Source organism: Flavobacterium sp. MMLR14_040, assembly GCF_033657265.1.
Lineage (GTDB): Bacteria > Bacteroidota > Bacteroidia > Flavobacteriales > Flavobacteriaceae > Flavobacterium.
In genome coordinates, this window is the sequence record NZ_JAWVWO010000001.1 from 16,767 (window position 1) to 42,530 (window position 25,764).

General features: G+C 35.3%; 16 protein-coding genes and 1 pseudogene. 12 read left to right on the top strand and 5 right to left on the bottom strand.

The window, feature by feature from the left end; all coding sequences use genetic code 11:
* Positions 1-393: 393 nt before the first annotated feature.
* From SD960_RS00070 to SD960_RS00105, 8 genes and pseudogenes are all read left to right on the top strand, one after another.
* Complete coding sequence (locus SD960_RS00070) at positions 394-1,851, top strand: glycosyltransferase (protein ID WP_318800116.1); 1,458 nt, start codon at positions 394-396, stop codon at positions 1,849-1,851.
* A gap of 239 nt (positions 1,852-2,090) precedes the next feature.
* A complete protein-coding gene (locus SD960_RS00075; RefSeq protein ID WP_318800118.1) occupies positions 2,091-2,468 on the top strand; it encodes a hypothetical protein in 378 nt (125 codons plus the stop codon).
* Positions 2,469-2,654: 186 nt separating this feature from the next.
* Positions 2,655-3,110 (top strand): annotated as a pseudogene (locus SD960_RS00080) (transposase); the annotation flags it as partial.
* Between the two features lie 282 nt (positions 3,111-3,392).
* Entirely contained in the window at positions 3,393-3,785 is a 393-nt protein-coding gene (locus tag SD960_RS00085) for a response regulator (protein ID WP_318800120.1), read from the top strand.
* Between the two features lie 139 nt (positions 3,786-3,924).
* Positions 3,925-5,367: an ATP-binding protein gene (locus SD960_RS00090; protein WP_318800121.1), complete on the top strand. Its 1,443-nt coding sequence runs from the start codon at positions 3,925-3,927 to the stop codon at positions 5,365-5,367.
* Positions 5,368-5,371: 4 nt separating this feature from the next.
* A complete protein-coding gene (locus tag SD960_RS00095; RefSeq protein ID WP_318800122.1) occupies positions 5,372-5,800 on the top strand; it encodes a response regulator in 429 nt (142 codons plus the stop codon).
* A gap of 128 nt (positions 5,801-5,928) precedes the next feature.
* Positions 5,929-12,213: a HAMP domain-containing protein gene (locus SD960_RS00100; protein ID WP_318800124.1), complete on the top strand. Its 6,285-nt coding sequence runs from the start codon at positions 5,929-5,931 to the stop codon at positions 12,211-12,213.
* Between the two features lie 8 nt (positions 12,214-12,221).
* Positions 12,222-13,454: a response regulator gene (locus SD960_RS00105; RefSeq protein ID WP_318800125.1), complete on the top strand. Its 1,233-nt coding sequence runs from the start codon at positions 12,222-12,224 to the stop codon at positions 13,452-13,454.
* Positions 13,455-13,981: 527 nt separating this feature from the next.
* Here the strand turns inward: SD960_RS00105 and SD960_RS00110 are convergent.
* From SD960_RS00110 to SD960_RS00130, 5 genes are all read right to left on the bottom strand, one after another.
* Entirely contained in the window at positions 13,982-14,992 is a 1,011-nt protein-coding gene (locus tag SD960_RS00110; RefSeq protein WP_318800126.1) for an FAD:protein FMN transferase, read from the bottom strand.
* 294 nt (positions 14,993-15,286) lie between these two features.
* Positions 15,287-17,488, bottom strand: coding sequence for a PepSY domain-containing protein (locus SD960_RS00115; RefSeq protein ID WP_318800127.1), 2,202 nt, complete (start codon positions 17,486-17,488; stop codon positions 15,287-15,289).
* 6 nt (positions 17,489-17,494) lie between these two features.
* On the bottom strand, positions 17,495-17,974 hold the full coding sequence (locus SD960_RS00120) for a DUF2271 domain-containing protein (RefSeq protein ID WP_318800129.1): 480 nt from the start codon (positions 17,972-17,974) through the stop codon (positions 17,495-17,497).
* 10 nt (positions 17,975-17,984) lie between these two features.
* A complete protein-coding gene (locus SD960_RS00125; RefSeq protein WP_318800130.1) occupies positions 17,985-19,463 on the bottom strand; it encodes an ankyrin repeat domain-containing protein in 1,479 nt (492 codons plus the stop codon).
* Between the two features lie 343 nt (positions 19,464-19,806).
* Positions 19,807-20,241, bottom strand: a complete 435-nt coding sequence (locus SD960_RS00130) for a DUF1810 domain-containing protein (RefSeq protein ID WP_318800131.1) — start codon at positions 20,239-20,241, stop codon at positions 19,807-19,809.
* Positions 20,242-20,631: 390 nt separating this feature from the next.
* Between SD960_RS00130 and SD960_RS00135 the strand changes: the two genes are divergently transcribed.
* The 4 genes from SD960_RS00135 to SD960_RS00150 all read left to right on the top strand — a co-directional run bounded on the left by SD960_RS00135 (position 20,632) and on the right by SD960_RS00150 (position 25,422).
* The gene (locus SD960_RS00135) at positions 20,632-21,213 is read left to right on the top strand and encodes a TetR/AcrR family transcriptional regulator (protein WP_318800133.1); all 582 of its coding nucleotides are present in this window, start codon (positions 20,632-20,634) and stop codon (positions 21,211-21,213) included.
* Positions 21,214-21,370: 157 nt separating this feature from the next.
* The gene (locus SD960_RS00140) at positions 21,371-22,579 is read left to right on the top strand and encodes an MFS transporter (protein ID WP_318800134.1); all 1,209 of its coding nucleotides are present in this window, start codon (positions 21,371-21,373) and stop codon (positions 22,577-22,579) included.
* A gap of 210 nt (positions 22,580-22,789) precedes the next feature.
* On the top strand, positions 22,790-23,944 hold the full coding sequence (locus SD960_RS00145) for an alpha/beta hydrolase-fold protein (RefSeq protein ID WP_318800135.1): 1,155 nt from the start codon (positions 22,790-22,792) through the stop codon (positions 23,942-23,944).
* Positions 23,945-24,654: 710 nt separating this feature from the next.
* Positions 24,655-25,422, top strand: coding sequence for a methyltransferase domain-containing protein (locus tag SD960_RS00150; RefSeq protein WP_318800136.1), 768 nt, complete (start codon positions 24,655-24,657; stop codon positions 25,420-25,422).
* Positions 25,423-25,764: the final 342 nt, after the last annotated feature.

The window sequence follows — 25,764 nt, forward strand, 5'->3', positions numbered from 1 at the left end:
CAACGGTTGAAACCGTTGGCTATGTTTTACCTGATCTTCAGAAAACATAACCTCGCAACCTAAATCAACACAAAGCTTTGCGAACTTATCTTTTTATAAAAACTCAGGAATAAAAAAATCTTAGCGGTCTTTGCGGTAAATCGATCCAGTATTTCCAGCAGAAACACTTGATTTTATTGAGGTACAATGTGTGTACTGTATACCAAAATGTATAAAAAGTATACACATTGTTTTTTAAGGATATGAGGTAAACCGCTCAATTTCAGTGAAAAAAGATAATGGCACACAGGTTGCTAATTGAGATAATGTGTTTCAGTAAACATTTTCTAATCAAAAAGAAGAAACACCCGAATTTTAAAAGCCGTTAGATAAAAAAACAAATCAGGACACAACATGGAAAGTGAAACAATTATCTCAAAACAATTTTATACTACAAGCGATACACGCAACGACGAACAAAATATAACAAGTTCCATATTTCGTATTAATAACGACACAACCGCAAAAAAAATTGCACGCACTTCAAATAAGCTCAACTTGTTTGTATTGGCAGGAACATTTCTTTTAATGTTTGCTGGTGCTTTTGTGGTTTACCTATTACAAGACGACTTTGATCAGTTTCAATTAGACAGAATCAATTCAACATGGGGTTATCCTTTTTTAATCGTAACCATATTATTGTTTTTCTTCCAGACAGGAGCTTTTCTTTATAATGTATATTTATTTTTCAAGTACAAACCGATCGAATCAGTTAGTGATGAATTATTGCCAACCACTACTATAATTGTTCCTGCATACAACGAAGGAAAATTAGTTTGGGATACTTTATTAAGTTTAGCAAACAGCGATTATCCAGCAGAGAAAATGCAGTTATTGGCTGTCGATGATGGTAGTAAAGATGATACATGGTACTGGATGCAACAGGCAAAAATAAAATTAGGAGATCGTTTAACGATTTTTCAACAACCTGAAAACAGAGGAAAACGTCACGCACTTTATCGTGGTTTTGAATTAGGAACAGGAGAAATTTTTGTAACGGTAGACAGCGATTCTATTGTAAAAGCAGATACTTTACGAAATTTAGTTAGTCCGTTTGTTGTAAATGAAAAATGTGGGGCAGTTGCAGGAAACGTTCAGGTTTTGAATAACAAAAAAGCAATTCTTCCTAAAATGTTAAACGTAAGTTTCGTAATGAGTTTTGAATTCATGCGTTCTGCAGAAAGTATGTTAGGATCTGTACTTTGTACTCCGGGTGCTGCTGCTGCTTATCGTAAAACAGCTGTTTTTGGGTGCCTTGAAGAATGGATCAACCAAACTTTTATGGGACAGCCATCGGATATTGGCGAAGACCGCGCTATGACAAACATGATTTTAAAACAAGGAAATCACGTATTGTTTCAAAGAAATGCTACTGTATTAACAAACGTTCCTGAAGAATATACTGGTCTGTACAAAATGTTCATTAGATGGGCGAGAAGTAATGTTCGTGAAAATATTGCGATGTCTAAATTTGTTTTTAAAAATTTCAGAGAAGGATCTAAATTTGGTTCAAGATTGTTGCTTATTAATCAATCTTTAAAAATGTTAATGTCTTATCCATTTTTAGCTTTCATGTTCTTTTTTATTGCCATTCACCCGGTATTGTTTTTAAGCTCTACATTATTGAGCATACTAATCGTATCTAGTTTCCCGGTGTTATTTTATGCAAAAAGATATAATTTAAGAGAATCACTTTGGGCCTATTCATATAGTCTTTTTTATACTTTCAGTTTATTCTGGATAACGCCATATGCAATTGCAACGGCAAATAAAAGAGGCTGGTTAACACGTGGTTTAACCGACAAAAAATAAAAATAAAACTCTAAAATAAAACTGCATTAAAATTAGAATAGATTATTTGTTTGAAAGACTCCTGCTGATAAAGTAGGAGTTTTTTTATGGATTTAAACTATTATAACAGAATTATGAATTATCAGATAAAAAAATTAAAGCAAGGTACGCAAAGCGGATAATTATATAGGAATGGATCTATAATTTTGCACCAAATCCTAAAGAAAAAAGTTTCAAATACCCAATCTAAAAAAAATACCATGTCTGATTTTTTAAAACAATTTGGAGAAGATCTTCAAAAAAATGTACCAGGTTTTATTGCAGTTTCCGTTGCTGAAATTAAAAGCGGAATCTCATATCACTCACAATCTGTAGTGGCTAATTTTGATCCTGAATTAGCATCTGCTTATAATCTTGAAGTAGTAAAAGCAAAAATGAATGCCATAAAAGCACTAAGTCTGGATGGACAAACAATTGATAATGTAATGATTACTTTAACATCTCAAATTCATATTATTGATGTTTCTGATAATGGAGATTATTTTATCTATCTGGCTGTAGATTCTACAAAAGCAAATTTAGGAATGACAAAATCAATTCTTAATAAATACAAAAAGGAAATACAAGAAAAATTGTAATACTATTTTTTAGTATTGAAGAGGGGAATATCAGTTGGTTTATTCCCTTTTTTATTTGAATAATTGCACGAATTTGCACAAATTTTAATAGATAGCGTAGTTTGTGAAATTAATTGCACGAACAAAAAATAGTGATAATTAGTAAAATTCGTGTTTGATGATTTATATTTAAATCGTAAAATATAAATTGTAAGAATGGAATTACGTGAGTTTTTCGAAAAATATCCAGACGAAGAAACCTGTATCGAAGAGTTTAAAAACAAACGTTTTGAAAACGGTCTGGATTGTAAAAAATGCGGACACGACCAGCACTCTTTTCGAAAAACAGATTTGAAATTTCAATGTAAAAAATGTGGCAGCCGAATAGGACTTCGTTCAGGAACCGTAATGGAGAATTCCAATTTACCCTTTAGGCACTGGATGATTTGTATTGAATTAATGACGCTTTCCAAACGAAAATTTTCTACCCTGCAAATTCAGTATTTATTAGGACACAAACGCTACGAACCAATCTGGCTTATGGTTCAAAAAATTCATTTTGTCATGCGTGCAAGAGATAAAAAATACAGACTAAAAGCATATACTAATTTTGACAGCGAATTTTTGAAAGAAATAGAAAAATTTAGCTTTCAAAAAGAGAAATTGAAATAGTTATTTAATAAAAAACCAAAAAAAACTGTAAAATTTATTCTTTTAGTAAAATCAGGAATTATTTACAACCAAATGTTCTATTGTGATATTTATTTTGCCCGTTAATAGTTATATTAATAATTAAATTATTACATTTGATAAGGAGCAATAAGCATAAACGTTATTTATTGGCATCATGATTTTTTTATAAAGTGAGGCTTAATTAATACCACAAATAGCAGGAAAAGATATTAATATAATGTCTAATAAGATTCCAAAAATTTAATAAAACCAATGGCCTATAAAAAGTTTCTTCAAATCGATGACGATTTAGATGATTGCGAATTGTTTATGGAAGCACTTAATGCGGTTTCTCATTCTTCATACACAGGAATAAATGATCCTGTCGAAGCTTACCATAAGCTTTTAATGATGGAAATAAAACCAGACGTAATTTTTCTTGATCTCAATATGCCTGTTATGTCCGGTTTAGAACTTTTGACCGAAATAAAAAAACAGGAAGTACTACAGCAAATTCCAATTATTATTTTTTCGACTTCACAGCTTGAAGATATTAAACGAGAAGCAAAACAGCTTGGGGCTCACGATTATATTTCGAAACCAAATAATTTTAACGACTTAAAACAAATTTTAAGAAAGTATGCTTACGAATCAAAGCTTGCGTAAATTTTTAGTTTCTTCGAATTATATAATTTTACTCAAAACAGATAACTTAAAAAACTAAGTATAGCTATCTGTTTTTTTTTACTATTTTTATTTACAGAAATAAGTACAGAGTAATCATATATATGTTTAATTTTCGAAAATGAAATTATCCACCCAAATCCTTTTAGCATTTACACTGATAATTTTGCTCTCTGTTGCAGACTCATATACCAATTATATGATGTCAAAAAAAGTGCAGTTAAACTCCCATTTTCTAGCCAGGTCAGAAGAAATAATCCGTACTTCAAACAAAACCCATAAAGCGATTATCGAAATGCAAAGTGCCTTTAGAGGTTATTTGCTTACAGATGATCATGTTTTTTTAGATTCATATTTTAAAGGTCTTAAAATTGTTCCGCTTTTAGTAAACGAGCAAAATTTGCGTATTGGCAATGATAACTCGCAGCGCGTTATTTTTGATTCGATTAATACACTTCATAATAATTGGCTTCATTATTCTGAAAAACTCATTCGGGCCAGAAAAGAAGGCTCAAGTTCTTTTAATAATTTCTTCGAAAATTCACTAAAAAAACACATTGGCAAAAAAATCAACGACGATATATCCAAAAAGTTCACAAGATTCGACCGAATAGAATATAAAAGAAGAAAACATCACAGTGAAGAGCTGCTTATTTCTCTCAGGCACACGCGAATTTTTTCTCTCATTTTCCTTACTTTGACTATTATAGTAGGGGTTTCCAGTACGTTTTATATCATGGAAATTACGACCAAACGAATTTCTTCGATGGTGAGTCTCGCCGAAAATATTTCTAAAGGAAAATTCACAAGTATTGAAGATACCAGAAATGATGAATTAACCGCTTTGGCATCATCATTAAACAGCATGTCCGGCAAACTCGATAAAAATATCCACGAATTAAAAAACAGAAACGCCGAACTTAATAAGTTTGCTTATGTCGTTTCTCACGATTTAAAAGCGCCTATACGTGGAATTCATAACGTAATAACCTGGATTGAAGAAGATTTGGATGAAGAACTTTCTCCTGAACTAAAAAGATATTTAGCTATTATTCCGCAGAAAACCAGAAGAATGGAAGCCCTGATTAATGGTTTGCTAGATTATGCACGATTAAATATTAAAGTTCCGCCAGAACACATTGATACCAACAATCTGGTGCATGAAATTGCCGATTCGATTGTGCCAAGAAACTTTAAATTAGAAATAAGCCATTTGCCCGAATTATTTACAGAACGAATAAAACTCGAACAGGTTTTTGCTAATTTAATTAGTAATGCCGTAAAATATACCAGTCGTGAAGATGCCCTTATTGAAATTAGCTGTAGAAAATATTCTCATTTTTACGAGTTTTCGGTAAAAGATAACGGAATTGGTATTGCAATAGAGTATCACCAAAAAATATTTGAAATATTCCAGACACTTCGCGAACAAAACGAGCAGGAAAGCACAGGCGTTGGACTTGCAATTGTAAAAAAAATTATAGACGATCAACAAGAACATATTATTGTGATCTCTAAAGTTGGAGAAGGTACAGAATTTATTTTTACCTGGAGAAATAGTTAGAATTATGAAAAAACCGACCATTTTATTAGTAGAAGATGATGAACTCGACATTATTAGTGTAGAAAGATCATTAAAAAAATTAGAAATCGAATATGAACTTCATTCCGCTTACAACGGTATCGAGGCCTTAAAACTGTTGCGCGATCCCGACTTAAACCTGAATCCGCAAGTGATTCTTTTGGATATTAACATGCCCAGAATGAACGGAATAGAGTTTTTGAAAGTGCTTCGGGAAGATGAAAAACTGAAAAAAATGAAAGTTTTTATAATGACCACTTCTTCTGAAGGAGAAGATCGGTTTGCTGCAGAAAAACTTGGAATTTCGGGTTATATCATAAAACCTCTAAATTATAATGACAATACCAAAAGATCTGATTCTATGGATGCCTTTGTGCAATTTCATTTAAGAAAGATTTTGATTGAAAGCATGTGAGAAAGTTAGAAGTTAGAAGAAAGAAGTTAGAAGAAAGAAGAAAGAGGTTAGACGAAAGATTGAGACTGAGAACTGAAAACTGAAACCGATACCCAAAAGATAAATTTTAATTCATTTTATAAAGAATTATGAAAAAAGCAACTGAAGAGTTCGAAGAATCTGTTTTAACAGATGCTGAATTTTTAAAGATTTTAATTAAAGTTAAAAACGGAAATTTTACCCAGCGTTTTCCAACAGATCAAAGCGGTGTAAAACGTTCGATTTGTGATACTTTAAATGAAATTATTGATCTTAACGAACGAATGGTTTTTGAGTTTCAAAAAGTGGGAAAAAGCATTGGTAAACAAGGAAAACTAACCAATCGTGTAGCCCTTGATGGCGCCAGAGGTTCGTGGAGTTCTTGTGTAGATTCTGTAAATACTTTGATTTCAGATCTTGTGCATCCAACTATTGAAATTGCACACGTAATTACATCGGTTGCAAAAGGAAATTTATCTCAGGAAATGCCGCTTTCTATTGAAGGAAATCCGCTTCAGGGAGAGTTCCTCAGAATTGCAAAAGAGGTAAACGGAATGGTAAAACAGCTGAACTTATTCTCGATGGAGGTGACCCGTGTGGCGCGTGAGGTAGGTACAGAAGGAAAACTGGGAGGTCAGGCAAAAGTGCGAGGTGTAGGTGGAGTTTGGAAAGATTTGACCGACTCTGTAAATAAAATGGCAAGTAACTTAACCGGTCAGGTACGTAATATTGCCGATGTAACAACCGCGGTAGCAAAAGGAGATTTATCTAAAAAAATTACCGTAGACGTAAAAGGAGAAATCCTGGAGCTAAAAAATACGATCAACACGATGGTGGATCAGCTGAATTCATTTTCATCTGAGGTAACCCGTGTAGCAAGAGAGGTAGGAACCGAAGGAAAACTGGGTGGACAGGCGCAGGTAAAAGGAGTTGGAGGAACCTGGAAAGATTTGACCGACTCCGTGAACCAAATGGCATCGAACTTAACAGGTCAGGTGCGTAATATTGCCGATGTAACCACGGCGGTGGCAAAAGGAGATCTTTCGAAAAAAATTACCGTAGACGTAAAAGGAGAAATCCTGGAGCTGAAAAATACGATCAACACGATGGTGGATCAGCTGAATTCATTTTCTTCTGAGGTAACCCGTGTGGCGGTAGAGGTAGGATCTGAAGGAAAACTGGGAGGTCAGGCAAGAGTGCGAGGTGTCGGGGGAGTTTGGAAAGATTTGACCGATTCGGTGAACCAAATGGCATCGAATTTAACAGGTCAGGTGCGTAATATTGCCGAGGTAACAACAGCTGTGGCAAAAGGCGATTTATCTAAAAAAATTACAGTAAACGTTGCGGGAGAAATTCTGGAGCTTAAAAATACGATTAACACGATGGTGGATCAGCTGAACTCTTTTGGTGCCGAGGTAACTCGTGTGGCACGTGAGGTAGGTTCAGAAGGAAAACTGGGAGGTCAGGCAAAAGTAAAAGGGGTTGGTGGAACCTGGAAAGATTTAACCGATTCTGTAAACCAAATGGCATCGAACTTAACGGGTCAGGTGCGTAATATTGCCGAGGTAACAACTGCCGTGGCAAATGGAGATTTATCCAAAAAAATTACAGCCGTTGCCGAAGGGGAAATTCTGGAGCTGAAGAAAACCATCAATACAATGGTGGATCAGCTAAACTCATTCTCATCAGAGGTAACTCGTGTGGCACTTGAGGTAGGAACTGAAGGAAAACTGGGAGGTCAGGCAAAAGTAAAAGGTGTCGGCGGAACCTGGAAAGATTTAACAGATTCCGTGAACCAAATGGCATCCAACTTAACGGGTCAGGTTCGTAATATCGCCGAGGTAACAACCGCGGTAGCAAAAGGAGATTTATCACGCCAGATTACCGTAGATACAAAAGGAGAAATTCTGGAGTTGAAAAACACCATTAATACGATGGTAGGCCAGCTGAACTCGTTTGCATCAGAGGTAACCCGTGTGGCGCGTGAAGTTGGTACCGAAGGAAAACTGGGAGGACAGGCGCAGGTGGAAGGTGTTGGTGGAACCTGGAAAGATTTAACAGATTCGGTTAACCAAATGGCATCCAACTTAACAGGTCAGGTGCGTAATATTGCCGAAGTAACAACGGCGGTAGCAAAAGGAGATTTATCGCTCCAGATTACCGTAGACGTAAAAGGAGAAATCCTTGAACTTAAAAATACAATTAATACCATGGTGGATCAGCTGCGAGGATTTGCATCTGAGGTAACCCGTGTATCGCGTGAGGTAGGAACCGAAGGAAAACTTGGAGGTCAGGCGAATGTACCCGGAGTTGCCGGAACGTGGAAAGATTTAACAGATTCCGTTAACCAAATGGCGGGTAACTTAACTGCTCAGGTACGTAATATTGCCGATGTGGCGATTGCCGTGGCAAATGGGGATATGTCTCGAAAAATTACCGTTGACGTTCGTGGGGAGATTCTTCAGTTAAAAGAAACCCTGAATACGATGGTAGATCAGCTTCGTGAGTTTGCATCAGAGGTAACTCGTGTGGCGCGTGAGGTAGGAACCGAAGGAAAACTGGGAGGTCAGGCAAATGTACCGGGAGTTGCCGGAACGTGGAAAGATTTAACAGATTCTGTTAATCAAATGGCGGGTAACTTAACCACTCAGGTACGTAATATTGCAGAGGTTACAATTGCCGTAGCAAACGGGGATATGTCTAAGAAAATTACTGCCGACGTTCGTGGAGAAATCCTGCAACTAAAAGAAACCGTAAATACAATGGTGGATCAGCTGCGAAGTTTTGCTTCGGAGGTAACCCGTGTATCAAGAGAGGTAGGAACAGAAGGTAAACTGGGAGGGCAAGCGTTCGTACCTGGAGTTGCGGGAACCTGGAAGGATTTAACAGATTCGGTGAACCAGATGGCTTCTAACTTAACAGGTCAGGTGCGTAATATTGCCGATGTAACCAAAGCCGTAGCAAATGGTGACCTTTCTAAACAAATTACGGTTGACGTAAAAGGAGAAATTCTCGATTTGAAAAACACTTTCAATACGATGGTGGAACAGCTGAACTCGTTTTCATCTGAGGTAACCCGTGTGGCGCGTGAGGTAGGTACCGAAGGAAAACTGGGAGGACAATCTGAAGTAAAAGGGGTTGCGGGAACCTGGAAAGATTTGACAGATTCGGTGAACTTGATGGCTTCGAATTTAACGTCGCAAGTACGTGGAATCGCGAAAGTTGTAACTTCTGTAGCAAAAGGAAACTTAAAACAAAAATTATCCATTGATGCCAAAGGTGAGGTGGCACAATTAACAGATACAATCAACGAAATGATTGATACGCTGGCAACTTTCTCAGATCAGGTAACAACTGTGGCCCGTGAGGTTGGAGCAGAAGGAAAACTGGGAGGTCAGGCGAATGTACCGGGAGCATCGGGAACGTGGAAAAACTTAACAGAAAACGTAAATCAGCTTGCGGCGAATTTAACAACGCAGGTACGTGCGATTTCTGAGGTAGCATCGGCGGTAACGCAAGGAGATTTAACACGAACCATTGGTGTTGAAGCCAAAGGGGAAGTGGAAGCCTTGAAAGATACGATCAACCAGATGATTTCGAACCTGAAAGCGACAACATTGCGTAATCAGGAACAAGACTGGCTGAAATCGAATTTGGCGAAATTTACGCAAATGCTTCAGGGACAGAAAGAATTGAATTCGGTTACAAAAAAAATCCTTTCGGAGCTGGCAACGGTTGTAACTGCTCAGCACGGACTTTTCTATATTCTGCAGGAAGATGAGGAATTCATGGATTCTAAACTGAATTTGATTGCATCTTACGCTTACATCAAACGAAAAAATTCGCCAACGCAATATGCAATGGGCGAAGGATTAATTGGTCAGGTCGCAGTCGAAAAAGAGAGAATTATTCTGAGTAATGTTCCTAAAGATTACATCAGAATAAACTCCGGACTTGGAGACGCAAAACCAAAAGATGTTATTATTCTACCTGTATTGTTTGAAGGACAATTAAAAGCGGTTATTGAGTTGGCTTCGCTTGATACTTTTAGCGAAACCCACTTAGATTTCCTTGAAGGATTAACAGAAAGTATTGGTATTGTATTGAATACGATTGAATCAAATTCAAGAACCGAAGAATTATTGGTACAATCACAATCGTTGGCAAGCGAGCTTAAAAGTCAGCAGGAAGTATTGAAAAATACAAATGAGGAGCTGGAAGAAAAAGCATTCTTATTAGCGAATCAAAAAGAAGAAGTAGAGCTTAAAAACCAGGAGGTCGAAGTGGCGAGAAAAGCATTGGAAGAAAAAGCCGATCAGCTGACTTTGACATCCAAATATAAGTCTGAATTCCTTGCAAATATGTCGCACGAGTTAAGAACACCGCTGAACAGTTTGCAGATTTTGGCGAATGAATTAATTGCGAATCGCGACGGAAATTTATCCGAAAAACAAATTCAGTTTGCCAAAACGATCAACTCTTGCGGAGATGACCTTATTCAGTTAATCAACGACATTCTGGATCTTTCAAAAATCGAATCAGGTTATATTTCTGTTGATTATAACCCAATTAGTTTTGATGAAATCAGCCAGTTTGTGGCGTCGACTTTCAACCCGATTTCAGAAGCAAAACATTTGCGTTTCAATATTATTATGGATGAAAACCTTCCTGAATTGATTGAAACAGATTCGCAGCGATTGAATCAGATTTTGAAAAACTTACTTTCAAACTCATTCAAATTCACCGAAAAAGGAGAAGTAAAACTGAAAATTTACAAAGCCGATAACAACTGGAAAACAAGCAATATAAGTCTTGAAAATGCAGAAGCGGTGGTTGCTTTCGAAATTTCTGATACGGGAATTGGTATTTCTAAAGAAAAACAAAACATAATTTTTGAAGCTTTCCAACAGGCAGAAGGTTCTACAAGCCGTAAATATGGTGGTACAGGTTTAGGATTATCGATTAGCCGCGGACTTTCTGATTTATTAGGCGGAAGTATCGAACTGGAAAGTGAAACCAATATTGGTAGTAAATTTACCTTATTCCTTCCTTTAAAATATGTTCATATTGCTGAAATAGAGAATATTGATGTAAATGAAGATAAAGATGTAAAAGATGTAAAAGGCCGAATTAAATCGTTGCCGTCAGAAAGATTTAATCGATCTGATATTGATTTGTTCTTTGTTGATGAAGTTGGCGATGACAGAACCGATATAAAACCTGATGATAAAGTGTTGCTGATTGCAGAAGATAACTTGACTTTTGCCAAAATCATGCTCGAACAAGCGCATAATAATGGCATCAAAGCTATTGTTACTACAAAAGGAAACGATGTTATAGACTTTATCAATCAGTTTCATCCGCATGCGATTACGATGGATTTGAACATGCCGGATACGAGCGGCTGGAAAATTCTGGACAGATTAAAAACCGATTTTAATCTGCGTCATATTCCGGTTTATATTATTTCCGGTGAAGATGAAAGAAACAAAGGCCTTAAACGTGGCGCAAGAAACTTTCTTCTTAAACCCGTTAAAAATGAATCTTTAACGAATCTTTTTAATGATATTCATGACTTTAAAAACAAGAAAACAAAAAATCTGCTGGTTGTAGATGATAATGAAACCGATCTTCAAAGAATACTCGACGCTGTACGTGGAAACGATATTCAGGTTTTAAGTGCAAAAACAGCCAAAGAAGCGGTTACTTTAATTAGCAAAAAATCATTTGATTGTATTATCTTAGATTTGGTTTTACCAGATGCAGACGGTTTAGAACTTATTACAGATCTGGAGAATAATATTGCAGGGCAGGAAACCGCAATTATTATACACTCTGCAGGAGATGTAAATAATAAACAAAGGGCCAGATTAAACCGATTTGCGCATAGTATTATTTTAAAAAGCTTAGATTCTCTGGATGAACTTGTAGATCAAACGGCATTATTTATGCATCGTGTACATAAGGAACTTCCGGAACAAATGCGCGAAAGAATTGAGTCTTTCTATTTGAAAGAAGATGTATTACAAGGTAAAAAAGTACTTTTGGTGGATGACGACGTTCGAAACTTATTTGCATTAACCACGGCTTTAGAACGTTACGGACTTGATGTAATAAGTGCAGAAAGCGGTCAGGAAGCGATTGATATGTTAAATGAAGATGATTCTATTGATATTGTTTTAATGGATATCATGATGCCGGAAATGGACGGTTACGAAACCATGAAACGCATTAGAAAAGATGAAAAACATAAAGATTTGACCATTATTGCGGTAACAGCAAAAGCAATGAAAGGCGATAGACAAAGATGTATCGAGTCCGGAGCTTCAGATTATATGACAAAACCTGTAAATGTTGAACAATTATCCACGTTGATGCGTGTGTGGCTTAAATAAGATATTCAATGAAAAGTAACATTGCAGATAATCCAATCAAAATTTTGATTGTAGATGACAAAAAAGAAAATCTGCTTTCATTACAGGTAATTCTCGCCGACAGAGGTTACAAATTTGTCGAGGCATCTTCCGGAAAAGATGCCTTGAGAATTCTATTGAAAAATCAGGATTTTGCAATTATATTAATGGACGTGCAGATGCCCTTGATGGATGGTTTTGAAACCGCTGAGCTCATCCGCCAAAGCGATAAATTAAAGCATGTACCAATTATATTCCTGACCGCCAACATGAATACAAACGAGTATATTTTTAAAGGATATCAATCTGGCGCGGTAGATTATATGATTAAACCGTTATCTCCGGAAATTTTGCAGGCCAAAGTAATGGTTTTTACAGAATTATTCAGAAAAAATCAGGAACTGCGTGCCAAGGAAGAAGAAACCAGAGCTTTAAACGAAATCATTTTAAAAGCCAATACCAAACTTGAGGCTCAGTATGCGGCAATAGAAAAACATGCCGAAGAACTCAAAAAGAAAAATGCAGAACTGGATGCTTTCACCTATATTTCAAGTCATGATCTTCAGGAGCCTTTAAGAAAAATACAGACTTTTACGAATTTGATACTTTCAAATGAGTTTCCGAATTTATCTGAAGACGGAAAAGTAAAGTTCAACCGAATTCTCTATTCAACAAACAGAATGCGAGAATTAATCAATAGTTTGCTTACTTTTTCCCGCACCACTATTGTCGACCGTAGTTTTGAAACCATTGATCTCAATAAAATTATTGCAGATATTCACGAAGCTTTACAGGAAAATATTTCAGAAAAAAATGCTGTAATCGAAACCGATTTGCACGGATTGGCGTGTATTATTCCGTTTCAGTTTATGCAGCTATTAGAAAATTTAATTTACAATTCGATTAAATTTGCCAAAGAAGACGAACCTTTAGTTATAAAAATTAGCAGTCGTGTAGCAGACGGGGCAGAGTTGGACGAAAAATTAGTTCCAAATAAAAAATACTGTCATATTCGTTTTGCTGACAACGGCATTGGTTTTGATCCTCAGCACAATGAAAAAATATTTGGTGTTTTCCAAAAATTACACAGCAAAGATGTTTACGAAGGAACCGGAATTGGTCTTGCCATTGTAAAGAAAATAGTTGAGAATCACAATGGTTTTATCAGCGCAAGTGGACAACCAATGAAAGGGGCGACGTTTAATATTTATATACCGCATTGATTATAAAAACTTTTTTTTTCAGGAGCTAATCCCGCTATACGTTCCAATCTTTTGTGGCGAACCCCGCCACAAAAGGATTTCCACTTCTATCGGGGCTAGGGCATTAGTTTTCATAAGAATATTTTTGTGCGGTTTGTCATTTCGAGGAACGAAGCAACCTCATTAACAATAGTCTACAAAGTTTGTCATTTCGAGGAACGAGAAATCACACTAGAAGCTCCCGCAATCAAAATCGCCAATCTTTGTCATTCAGAATATTCGGTGCAGTTGTCATTTCGAGGAACGAGAAATCACACTAGAAACTCCGCAATCAAAATCGCCAATCTTTGTCGAGCTTCTCGCGAAGATTTTTCCTCCGTCGAAATGACAAACCGACCGCTTTAGTTGTCTTTTGATATTAATTTGATTATGATAAAATAATGATTGATATCAGTAAAATAATATCATAAATAAAAATAATCCGCTAGGATTTACATCTCGGTAGAAAAAAAATAAATGCCCAAACAAATATCCCGTAGGGATTACACTTAAATTTTAGGATGAAACTTAGCGATCTTAAAATTCTTCGATTTGATAATTTTCCCGTTATCCGTAATCATAACACAAGAATATTCCGGATATTGATTGATTAATTGTAATCCCGCATCTTTTCCTAAAACCATTAACGATGTGCTGAAACCGTTTGCCATTTCGGCATTTGGACCAAAAACAGTAACGCTGCAAAGTCCTGTAGACGGATATCCGGTTGCAGGGTTGATAATATGCGAATATCGTTTTCCGTTTAAAACAACAAACTTCTCATAACTTCCAGATGTTGTTACCGCGCCATTATTTAAAGGCACCACGGCAAAAAGTTTATTAGTATCAAAAGGATTTGTCATCCCGATATTCCAGTCTTTTCCATTTGGCTGTTTTCCCCAGGCCGTCATATCGCCAGAGCCGTTTACAATTCCTGCCGTTATTCCTTTGCTTAGCATCATATCGCGGCATTTATCGGTTGCGTAACCTTCGCCTAAAGCACCAAAGCCAATTTTCATTCCCTTTAGTTTTAAAAAGATAGTCGATTGAACACTATCGAGAATAATATTTTGATACCCAACTTTTGCAACAGATTGTTTAATAGCTTCTTCTGTAGGCATAGTAGACATCGAACCGTCGAATTTCCAGATTCTGTCCATTGCGGCAAAACTCACATCAAAACCACCATTTGTAATTTTCGAAAACTGAAGCGCTCTTTGCGTTAATTCAAAAACCTCGCGGTCTACTTTTACGGGCTCAATTCCGGCATTTCTGTTTACTTCAGAAACCTGAGAAGTTGGTTTCCAGTCAGAAATCAGGTTTTCTATTCTTGTAATTTCTGCAATAACCGTATCAATTGAATTTTCTGCTGTGAGAGAATCTTTGGCAACAATGCTGATATCAAAACGACCGCCCATAAGCAGTGTCGTTCTTTTACGCAGGATTTGTGCATTTGATGTAAAACTACAAAGCACTAATAAAAGAGTTGCGAAATATTTTAGGTATGATATAGTTTTCATAATTATTTATTTTTCACGCAGGTTTTGCAGATTGAGCAGATTTATTTTAATCTGTGGCAAAATATTTTTTCACGCAGATTTAAAAAAGATTTAAGCAGATTTTATTCCGATTTTTTGTCATTTCGACGGAGGAGAAATCTTCGTAAGTAACTCCGCAATGAGAATCCAATCTTTGTTTAGTTTTAGTGAGGTTGCTTCGTTCCTCGCAATGACATAAAATGAGAATAAAATCTGCTCAATCTGCAAAATCTGCGTGAAAAAAATCCTTTTAATCCTTTAATCTGTGGCTAAAATTTAATAACAATCAGAAAGAATCTGTTTATAAGCTTTATAATGCGCAAGATCGGTTTTGTTTTTATCCATGCAAATGGTTTCCAAAACTTTTTCGACATCCTGTTGCATCGCAAGCGAACCACAAATCATGATTTTTCCACCGGTTTTCAATAAATCGGCAAAGAAATCAGCATCTTTCCGAATCAAATCCATAACATAACATTGGTTTTGCTCACGCGAAAAAGCAATGTGAAAACTTTTCAGGTTTTGGCTTTGAATTTGACTTTCTGCAAACTGTTTGTATTTGGCCACATTCTCAGTTTCATTTCTAAAACCACAGTATAAATGCGTTTCTGTTTTGTTCTTGTTGCCTTCAATCATTCCCAGAAATGGGGCAATTCCCGTTCCGTTGGCAATCAAGGCAACTTTTTGAGCCTTTTTAGGAAAATGAAATCCTTCGTTATGCACAATTCTGGCTTTTATAACAAAATCAGCTTCAAGATTATACAAATATCCCGAACCAAAACCATGTTGATGCAATTTTACAACCAATTGTATATTGCCGTTGCTTTTGCTAATCGAATAAAAACGGTCCCTGCCGTCTCCGTCAGGATAAATAGCAAGCAAATCTCCCGATGTAAATTTGATTTTTTTTCTCGGTTTCAACGTCAGCCTAAGAATATGATCCGTTTCAGATAATGCTGTTTTTTCTACCACCATCATTTTTTGCAACCCGGTTGGTTTTTGGGCATAAGTAGCGGGAGCTGTCGCGAGGTTTATTCCTGTTTGTGCATTCCAGTTTTTTACCCAATCTGTAAATTGTGCGGGCGATTTGTCGTCGATAGTATGCAAGTCTAAAATTCTGTTTGCCCAATTTTGTTTGCTTAGACAATTGTCTATTTCTTTGGCAAAGCCACAAAAATCTGCGTATGATTTAGAACCAAATCCAACAACAGAAACATTGATCTTTTTTTTCTGCGGATGTTGATTTAGCAACGTCAAAAATTTCCCTCCGTTTGAAGGTGCATCGCCCAAACCATGTGTCGAAGAAAAAATGATAATATGTTCTGCTTCAGGAAATGCCGTATATTGGTTTAATCCTCCTAAATAAGAAGAATATCCGTTGGCAATCAATTGTGTATGAATGGCATTGGCAAAGCGAAAAGTACTTCCGTTTTCTGATCCTGCAAGCAAAATAAAACGGCTGTCTTTGGCTTTATGTTTGTTTTTAATTTTGGTTTCCCTGCGTTTTAAGGTCATCGAAAACCCGGAATATATAAAGAACAGAATATTTAATGAAGCCAAAGCCAGAACAATTGCCCAAACTATATTCGCCCGGCCTGTGTGGAGATCAAGACTTAAATTTTCAAGTAAAACGGTAGTCGGGTAGGGCGTATCGCTTACAATTTGACCTGTAAACTGGTTCACTTTTAGTTCGCGATCGTTGAGTTTTAGAATAAAAACTTCTTCAGGATCTTCGGTATCAAAAGGAAATTCTATTTTTTGAACCTGAGAAAGTTTTGTTTTTTTGAAAATATCAAAATCGGCAATATTCTTTTGTTCAGAAATTTTTGCAGCAACTTTAATTTCTTTCGGCTGGATTGGTTTTTCGGTGAAAACCTTAAATCGTAACAATGAAAGATACGTTCCTGAAAGTGCAATAATAAAAATAGGAACCAACATTAACCTTCCTAAAACCACGTGATAATACTGGCTGAAATTATCTTTGACTATTTTAGAAAAAAATCGGCGAAAGCCTTTTTGTCTTTGTACAACTAATGCAATACCGGAAATGGCAATAAGAAAAAGCAAAAAAGAATTGACACCAATGAAAAAACGCCCGGTTTCATGCAAAAAAAGCGAACGATGAAGTGACGTCACCCATTGAATGAACTCACTTTTCTTTTGGGTTTTGCCAATAATTTTTCCCGTTTGAGGATTTATGCAGGCATCAATATCATTACCATCATCATCAAGGCCTTTTAGTGTTGTAAATTTATTGTGATCGATACTGATTTCAGTTACTTCCATATAGTTTTTACGCAATGTTGGAAGCGTTTGAGCAAGAGTCAAATCATCAAAATTTGTCACGCCATAAGGCTGTATTTTCTCCTGTGCAGCGTCTACGGCAAGTACAGTTCCTGTAACTGATGCCAGAATTAGAAATAGAGAAGAAAATACAGCGAGAGTTAAATGCGCGTATCTCCAAACGGATAATGTCATTATGCCTTATATCTTATTTAATTTTACATATCTGATGTATCCTTTTCCTTCTGTTTTTTCAGCAATTCCTTCTGTTGTAAACGGAATTTCTGCATCGGTTACATGATATTTTTGATCTTCTACAGCAGTTTCAAAACGAATTTTATAGCCTTTATTAAATTTTGAAGCTTCGATTTCAAATGTGGTTACACTGCGGTCTCCTCCCGTTACAGAAGCGCCTGTTTTTGCACTGATATCTGGTTTTTTAGCATAAAATTTATACCATTCCTTGATGCTTTTGTACCATTTTTTGTCATCGCCCATTACGTACAATGTTTTTTCGTATTCGCCTTTAGCATCAATAAGCGATACTACGATATAAGCTCCTTCGCCTACATAATTAGACATTTGCAAAAGGCATTTATATTTGTCAGTTTGTGCAGCTGCCTTAAAGGAGAAAAGGCACGCGAATACTACCAAAAGGCAGATTTTAGATAATGATTTCATGTATAATTATTTACTTTAAAAACTCAACCGATATATTATTTTTCTTCAAAATTTCATTCTCTTTTGCCAAATCGTAGGCAGTTTCGTCAAACTCGGTTTTGATTTCTTTTTTTGCGCCCAATGCTACCAAATATTTTAAAATAACATCGTCTTTTGCTACCATAGCCGCTTTATGTAAGGCAGTTAAGCCTTCTTTATTTTTGGCATTGAGATCAATATTAAGTCCTTCCAGTTTTTTTAGCAGGTTAATATTGTTCTTGATTACCGCTGTATGAAGTATGGTGTTTCCGTCTTTTTGCGGTGTTGCAAAATTTATTCCTTTGCTTTTTAAAACAGCCAGTTTATCACCAAAATCATCTTTTTGCGATGCTTCACCAGAACTTCTAAAAGAATCTACAAGATAAAAAGCCAGATCATTTCCTTTGGTATCTTTCACATTAATATCGGCTCCTTTACTCAAAAGAAACGAAACAATTTCTGCCGAACTGCCTTTTACAGCTTGCGTTAACGCAGATTCTCCTTTAGTATTTACGGCATTAATATTTTTAATTTTTGGCAGTAAGGTTTGCAGTAATTCAAGATCTTTTCCTTCTGATGCTACTATAAAAGGAGTATTTCCGTCCTTATCGGTTTTGTTTACATCAACACCTTTGTCAATAAAGTACTTTACAATTTCAGACTGTTTTTCTTTGCGGGCCAAAATATGAAGCACCGTTTGCCCGTTTGCGGCCGTAACAGTTGGTTTTAATTTTAAATCATCTACCAGATATTTATAAACCTCAATAGGATTTGCGTTGCGACGCATTCCCTGAGCGGCTGTAATTAAGGCATAGTCTGTATATTTTACTCCTTTTTCTACAAGGGCTTTTAGCTGTGCAATGTTTCCTGCTCTTGCTGCATAATCAAAAGCCGTGTAACCGTTTTTATCAACGTCTTTTAGCGATAAACCTTGTGATACCAGGTAATTTGTTGTGGCAAGATCCTTATCGTTCGGGATAGCCAATAATAATAAACTTGCTCCGTCGTATTTCTTTTTAGGATCAATTCCTGCTTTAAAAAAAGCATCATAAGTAGCAGGATTTACCACTCCGGTACCAGAAGCAAAGACAATTGGTGTAGTGGCGTGGCTGTCTTCAAGATTAATATCAGAACCTTTTTTGATAAGATATTCGACCAATTCTGCATTTCCTTTATAGGCCGCCCAATGTAAATAGATACGTCCGTCGTGTGTAAGTTTGCTTACTCCATTACCCGGAAGATCGATTAAATACTTCGCAACTTCGTTTGAAGCACCATTATTAATGGCCAAAACAGTTGGATCAAATGCAAATTGATTTAATTCTGTTGGGTTATTTCCTTTTTCAATTGTAGATTTTAAAGTGGCTAAATCTGGAGAAGTTTTCCAGAAATTAGCATCCAGAAGCTTGTTTTGCTGTGCATTAACAAAAAGCGACGCAAATAATAGGACTGCAAAGATTGTTTTTTTCATATTGAAGATATAAGCAAATGGTATTTATGTAATGAAATTTCCACTTCGGGATTTCGAGGGCGAAAGTTATTGCTTATTTAGAATATCTCCAAATAATAAAGAGTAAGATATAATTAATTTTATACGGTGAAGGTTTTAACCGTAAAGTTAGCAATCCCGATAGCTATCGGGATACGCAAATTTCGCAAAGCTTTATCAAAATCATAGCCAATGGTTTCAACCATTGGAGCGCAATGCATTATTACAATCAGTCTCCCAAGGTTGAAACCTTGGGCTATATTTGAAATACGAAAAGCTTAATTAAAAACCTTTGCGTTCCTAGGTTTCGGGATGCGGTTAAATTTTATAAATTACTATATAATAATTGAATAGTATGAAAATCATACGATCCGCCAAAGTATTTATTAATAACCTGTTCAAATACTGGTTCTGTATTTTGAATATTAGCAAATAATGTCATACTCGATTTTAATTTTTCGGCATCACTATCTCCAAGAATTTCCAGGGCGCTTTTTTCGTTTGTATTGATCAGTTCTTTGGTAATTTCAAGAAGATGTTTTCCAAGAATAGGGTGCTCCAGATAAGCCATTGCCTCGTCGGCATTTTTAATCTCGTAGAATTTTGAAGTGTCACTTGAACCTAAACCTTTTATCTGCGGAAAAATAAACCACATCCAGGGAGATTCTTTTTTCCCTTTTTTAATTTCTGCAAGTGCAACTAAGTACAATTTATTTTGAGCGTCTAAAAAGCGCATCAGATCATTTTTGTTGTAAGCCATTCTGTATTTGAATATTATTGGGGTCAATTTGGTGGTAAATCTAATCAAAATATGTCTTGATTCACATTACCAAATCTTTATAATTTGCTTTTTTTCCGCGGAATTGCTGGGCTGTAAAAAAAATCTTATGGGTTGCGATTAATGTTTAGCGTTTTTAAAATTTAACACCTGATTTTTAGTCTATATCATAAAAATTCAATGTCATGATGGTGAATTATTATCGAAAAATAAGTTGCATATAATCTTTGTCAAAATTTTAAACTTTGACAAAGATTTACCCGACATGTTTATTATTCATATCAATAAGTTTCTGTCTTCTAAAATAAAAAGTTAAAATGTTTTGTATTTAAGACCGATCGGTCTATGTTTGCAATGTAAAATTTAGAAATTATGAGTAAAGCAGAGCGAACCAGACAATTTATTATCGAAACATCGGCTCCTTTGATCAATAAAAAAGGAATGGCGGGAACTTCGCTAACCGATATTATGGAAGTTACCAAGCTTGCAAAAGGCGGAATCTATGGCAATTTTGAAAGTAAGGATGAAATTTGCAGAGAATCATTTTTATATCTAAGATCGCAATTGGCCGGTAAATTGGATACAGCTGTCGCTCAGGGCACATCGGCGAAAGCCAAATTCTTCAATTTATTAGCTGTATATGAAAATGATAAAAACATGACAGAAGGCTGCCCGATATTAAATTTCGGGATCGAAGCCGATGATACAAATCCTGTTATAAAAGAGCAGGTAAAAAAAGCGATTCTGGCGGCCCAGAAAAGATTCTATAACATTGTTGAAAACGGAATTAATAATAAAGAATTATCAGCAGAAATAAACCCCGAACATTTTAGTATTAAAGCTTTTGCCATGATTGAAGGCGGTATTTTATGTCGAAAAGTATTAGGAAATAATGATCAGATGAAGATTGTTTTAGACAGCCTAAAAAACGAATTTGAAAAGTATGTATTATAAAACACGGATTTCACTAATTTACACGAATTAGTTTTTGCAAATTAATTACACAAACTAAGTTAACCATTTAGATTCGTGCAAATTAGTGAAATTCGTGTTTATTTTTATCCAGTAAAAGACCGATCGGTCTAATTATATTACCAATTAATTTAATAAAATGAGAAATTTACCAGAAAACCATCAGGGTTTTAGCACCAAATTAGCATTTGCTTTAATTCCGTTATCCGGATTTGCAACAGATATTTATTTACCATCGCTGCCGGCTATGGCAAAAGATTTACACGTTTCGGCAGGAGCCATTCAGCTTTCGCTGGTTTTTTTTATGTTTAGCCTCGGAATTAGCCAGGTTTTTATAGGAAGCATACTCGATAGTTTTGGGCGTTTTAAAATTAGCATTGCCTCGCTTGCCGTTTTTTCAATTACCAGTTTTGTAATTGCATTGGTGCCGGATATCTATGTTATTTATGCCATGCGAATTATTCAGGGTATCGCAATTGCTTTTATTGTAATAGCAAAACGTGCCTATTTTGTCGATCTTTATTCTGGCGAAAAACTAAAAAGCTACATTAGTTTATTTTCCATTATTTGGGCTTGCGCGCCCATTATGGCGCCATTTTTAGGAGGATATTTGGAGAATATTTTTGGATGGAAATCTAACTTTTATTTTCTTGGCGGATTGTCTTTATTGTTCTTAATTCTGGAACTTTTGTATAGTGGAGAATCTCTAAAATACTATCATGAATTTAAGCTAAAATCTATCGCACAAACGTACACAAACATCTTGAAATCACCCGATTTTACCTTGGGAATTATAATTCTTGGTATTTGTTTTGGTCTTGTTGTAGTTTACAGCTTATCGAGTCCGTTTATTGTAGAACGCGTGTTTGGGTATTCTGCCGTTACTACGGGTTACAGTTCTTTATTATCAGGTTTGGCTGTTATGATGGGCGGAATCACGGCTAAATCTCTTATTCATAAACCTTTGGCTAAAAAAATAACTATTGCGGTTTCCATACAGCTTACTTTGGTTTTACTTATGATTTTTACCTCTTCAATTGCAAGTAATATTTATACTTTAATCGCTTTTACAATGGGAATTAATATGTGTGGCGGCTTTATCTTTAATATTATCTATGGCTATTGTTTAAGCCGTTTCTCTAAAAATGCCGGAGTTGCCAGCGGACTTACAGGCGGTGCAACGTATATGGTAAGTTCGATATTTAGCTACGGATTTGTTAATTTATATGCCGTTAAAAGTCAGTTTTTATTGGGGTTAACCAATATTTCTTTGATTTTTATTATCGGAATTATTTTCATTGTTTTTAATAAATATAGAGCGGTGCATCTTGCGACTGTTAAAAGTTAAATTTCAAATAAAAGATTCAATGTAAATATTTCCTAAGTATTGAGCAACAAACCTGACAGGTTTTTAAAACCTGTCAGGTTTACTAGCGTTTTTACATCAGATAAATCAGGTGTAACAATCTGTAATATCCTAAGTCTTTATGTTTAAGAAAACTATTGTTGTTGAAGTTATTCAAAACAAGATAAATTCAGTGTAACAAACATATAAAGTATGAAAACTCAAATTCAAAGATTTAGTGTTTGCATTTGCGGACTTTTTTTAATTTTCTCTTCGAAAAATGCCGTGGCACAAGCAATAGATTCCATTCCTCCGGTTAATCACCAGCAATTTTTAATTCATTCTAAAACAATTAACGAGGACAGGACAATCTGGATTCATACTCCTCCGGAATACAATTCTTCAACAGATTCTTATCCGGTTTTGTATTTGCTTGACGGCGGAAGTCATTTTAAGTACGTTTCCGAAATGGTCGATTTTCTTTCTGATTTTGAGACTAATTTTATTTCAAAGATGATTATTGTGGCAATTCCCAATACAGAACGCGGAAGGGATTTTACACCACGATTTGATTCAAAAGAAAATGGAGCAGATAATTTTCTAAGTTTTATAAAAGATGAACTTGTTCCGTACATAGACAAAAACTACAGAACACAGCCTTATCGAATTCTAGAAGCACACTCACTTGGTGGACTCTTTGGAATTTATACCAATGAAAAAGCGCCGGAATTATTTCAGGCATCGATTTTTATTAGTCCGGCTTTGACAGGTGATCAAAACAGAGATAAAGTAATGGGAGAGTACGCTTTGTATCTTAAGAAAAACAAGCAGCTTTCGAGAAAGATTTTTGTATCGATTGCCAATGAAGATAAACAGGCGGTTGACTTACTAACGAAACAATTACAAATGTTTGCTTCAAAATCTTTTCAGTGGAATTATAAAGAATACAAGGAAGAAAATCATTTTTCTGTACCTTATAAAAGTATGTATGACGGACTTCGGTTTATTTATAAAAATTGGCATACAGAAGCTTTTTTGAACTCAAATAAAATTTTGTTTAAAGATATGGAAGAGCATTTTAAAAAATTATCCAGTGAATTTGGCTATAACATTAATCCAACGGAGGATTTTATAAATCAACTTGGTTATCAACAACTTCGCTTTAAACATATTGATGAAGCCATCGAATTTTTTAAGCAGAATATCAAATTGCATCCAAACTCATTTAATGTTTATGATAGTATGGGGGAAGCGTATATGATAAACGGACAGAAATCTTTGGCCATTGAAAATTATGAAAAATCAATTGCAATCAACCCGCAGAATGAAAATGGGAAGGAAATGATTAAGAAATTAAAGAGTGAATGATTTTGCTTTTAAGCGAAAAAATCATTTGCATGACGTTGTGGGAAGTCGTAAGAATTTGGAGAGATGGGTAATTATATGTAGTCCCTACGGGACAATTTTAAAAACGGAAATTAATATTTCTACCAATATATAACTCCTAAAGGAGTATTAAAAATAATACCTCGGCGAGGTTACATATTGGTAAAAATATTTCTACCAATATATGATTCCTAAAGGAGTATAAAAATAACACCTCGGCGAGGTTACATGTTGGTAAAAAATATTTCTACCAATATATGACTCCTAAAGCACTATTAAAATAATATCTCGGCGAGGTTACATGTTGGTAAAAAAAATCCACCAATATATGATTCCTAAAGGAATATAAAAATAACACTTCGGAGAGTTACATGTTGGTAAAAAAAAATCCACCAATATATAACTCCTAAAGCACTATTAAAATAATACCTCGGCGAGGTTACATGTTGGTAAAAAATATTTCTACCAATACATGACTCCCAAAGCACTATTAAAATAATACCTCGGAGAGGTTACATATTGGTAGAAAAAAAAATATTTTCACCACAAGATTGTCCCTTAGGGACTACACATTTGCATCAATATCAAAACTGTTGCATTAAATTCACAAATTGAAAACAGAAAATGATTAAGAAATTAAAGAGTGAATAATTTTGTATCTTTAACAAACATCACATTTAAACCACTACAAAATGCCTTGGAATCCGGAAATCTACAATAAATTCAAAAACATTCGTTATCAGCCGTTTTATGATTTAATCGATTTTATTAAACCGACGGAAGCTATGAAAGCCATTGATTTGGGGTGCGGAACAGGTGAACAAACGGCGATTCTGGCTGATAAATTTCCAAATGCCAATTTCCTGGGCGTTGATTCTTCTGATGAAATGCTGGAAAAATCCAAATCATTAGAAACAGATAATGTACATTTTAAAAAAGCAACTACAGAAGAAACAATTGAATCGGGAGAAAAATGGGATTTGATTTTTAGTAATGCCGCTTTGCAATGGTCAAACGATCACGAAATATTGTTTCCTAAACTGATAGAATTAGTTAATCCGAAAGGACAATTTGCGGTGCAAATGCCAGTGCAGCCTGAAAATAAACTCAATAAAATCCTTTCTGAATTGGTTGACGAAGAACCGTTTAAATCCTATCTAAACGGTTTTAAAAGAGATTCTCCTGTTTTGAGTATTGATGATTATGCGCAACTCCTTTTTGATGGCGGACTCGAAGATATTCAGATCATGCAAAAAGTGTATCCAATTATTGCCAACGATCACGACACGCTTTATAATTTTATTTCGGGATCGGCATTAATTCCTTATATAGAAAGACTTGACGGAGATGAGAGCGCGCTTTTTATTAAAACTTACAAAGAGAGAATAGCGGCTGAATTTCCTAAACTTCCTGCTATATATTCTTTTAAAAGGATTTTGCTTTACGGTAAAAAAGCATAATTATTTTTAAACCGCAAAGGCCGCAAAGATTTTACGCAAAGTTCGCAAAGCTTTGTATCGATTCTGCTTTGCGAACTTTGCGTAAAATCTTTGCGGCCTTTGTGGTTAAACTTTAGTTTTAAATAGCTGTAAATAAGATATTTATATTTGTTTTTCTAAAATGATTTAGATTGAAAGGATTTAATTTTTCAGTTGATTTAAAAACAAAATCCTGCTCTTTTTTTTCTTTTGAAAGAAAGGATTTTGGCAAGAAAAAGTCAGTTTTTTGAAAATTGCTGTTGATAAGTGTTTTTAAAAAAGTCCAATTTGATGTCCATTTTCCTGTTGATAACTTTATTTAGA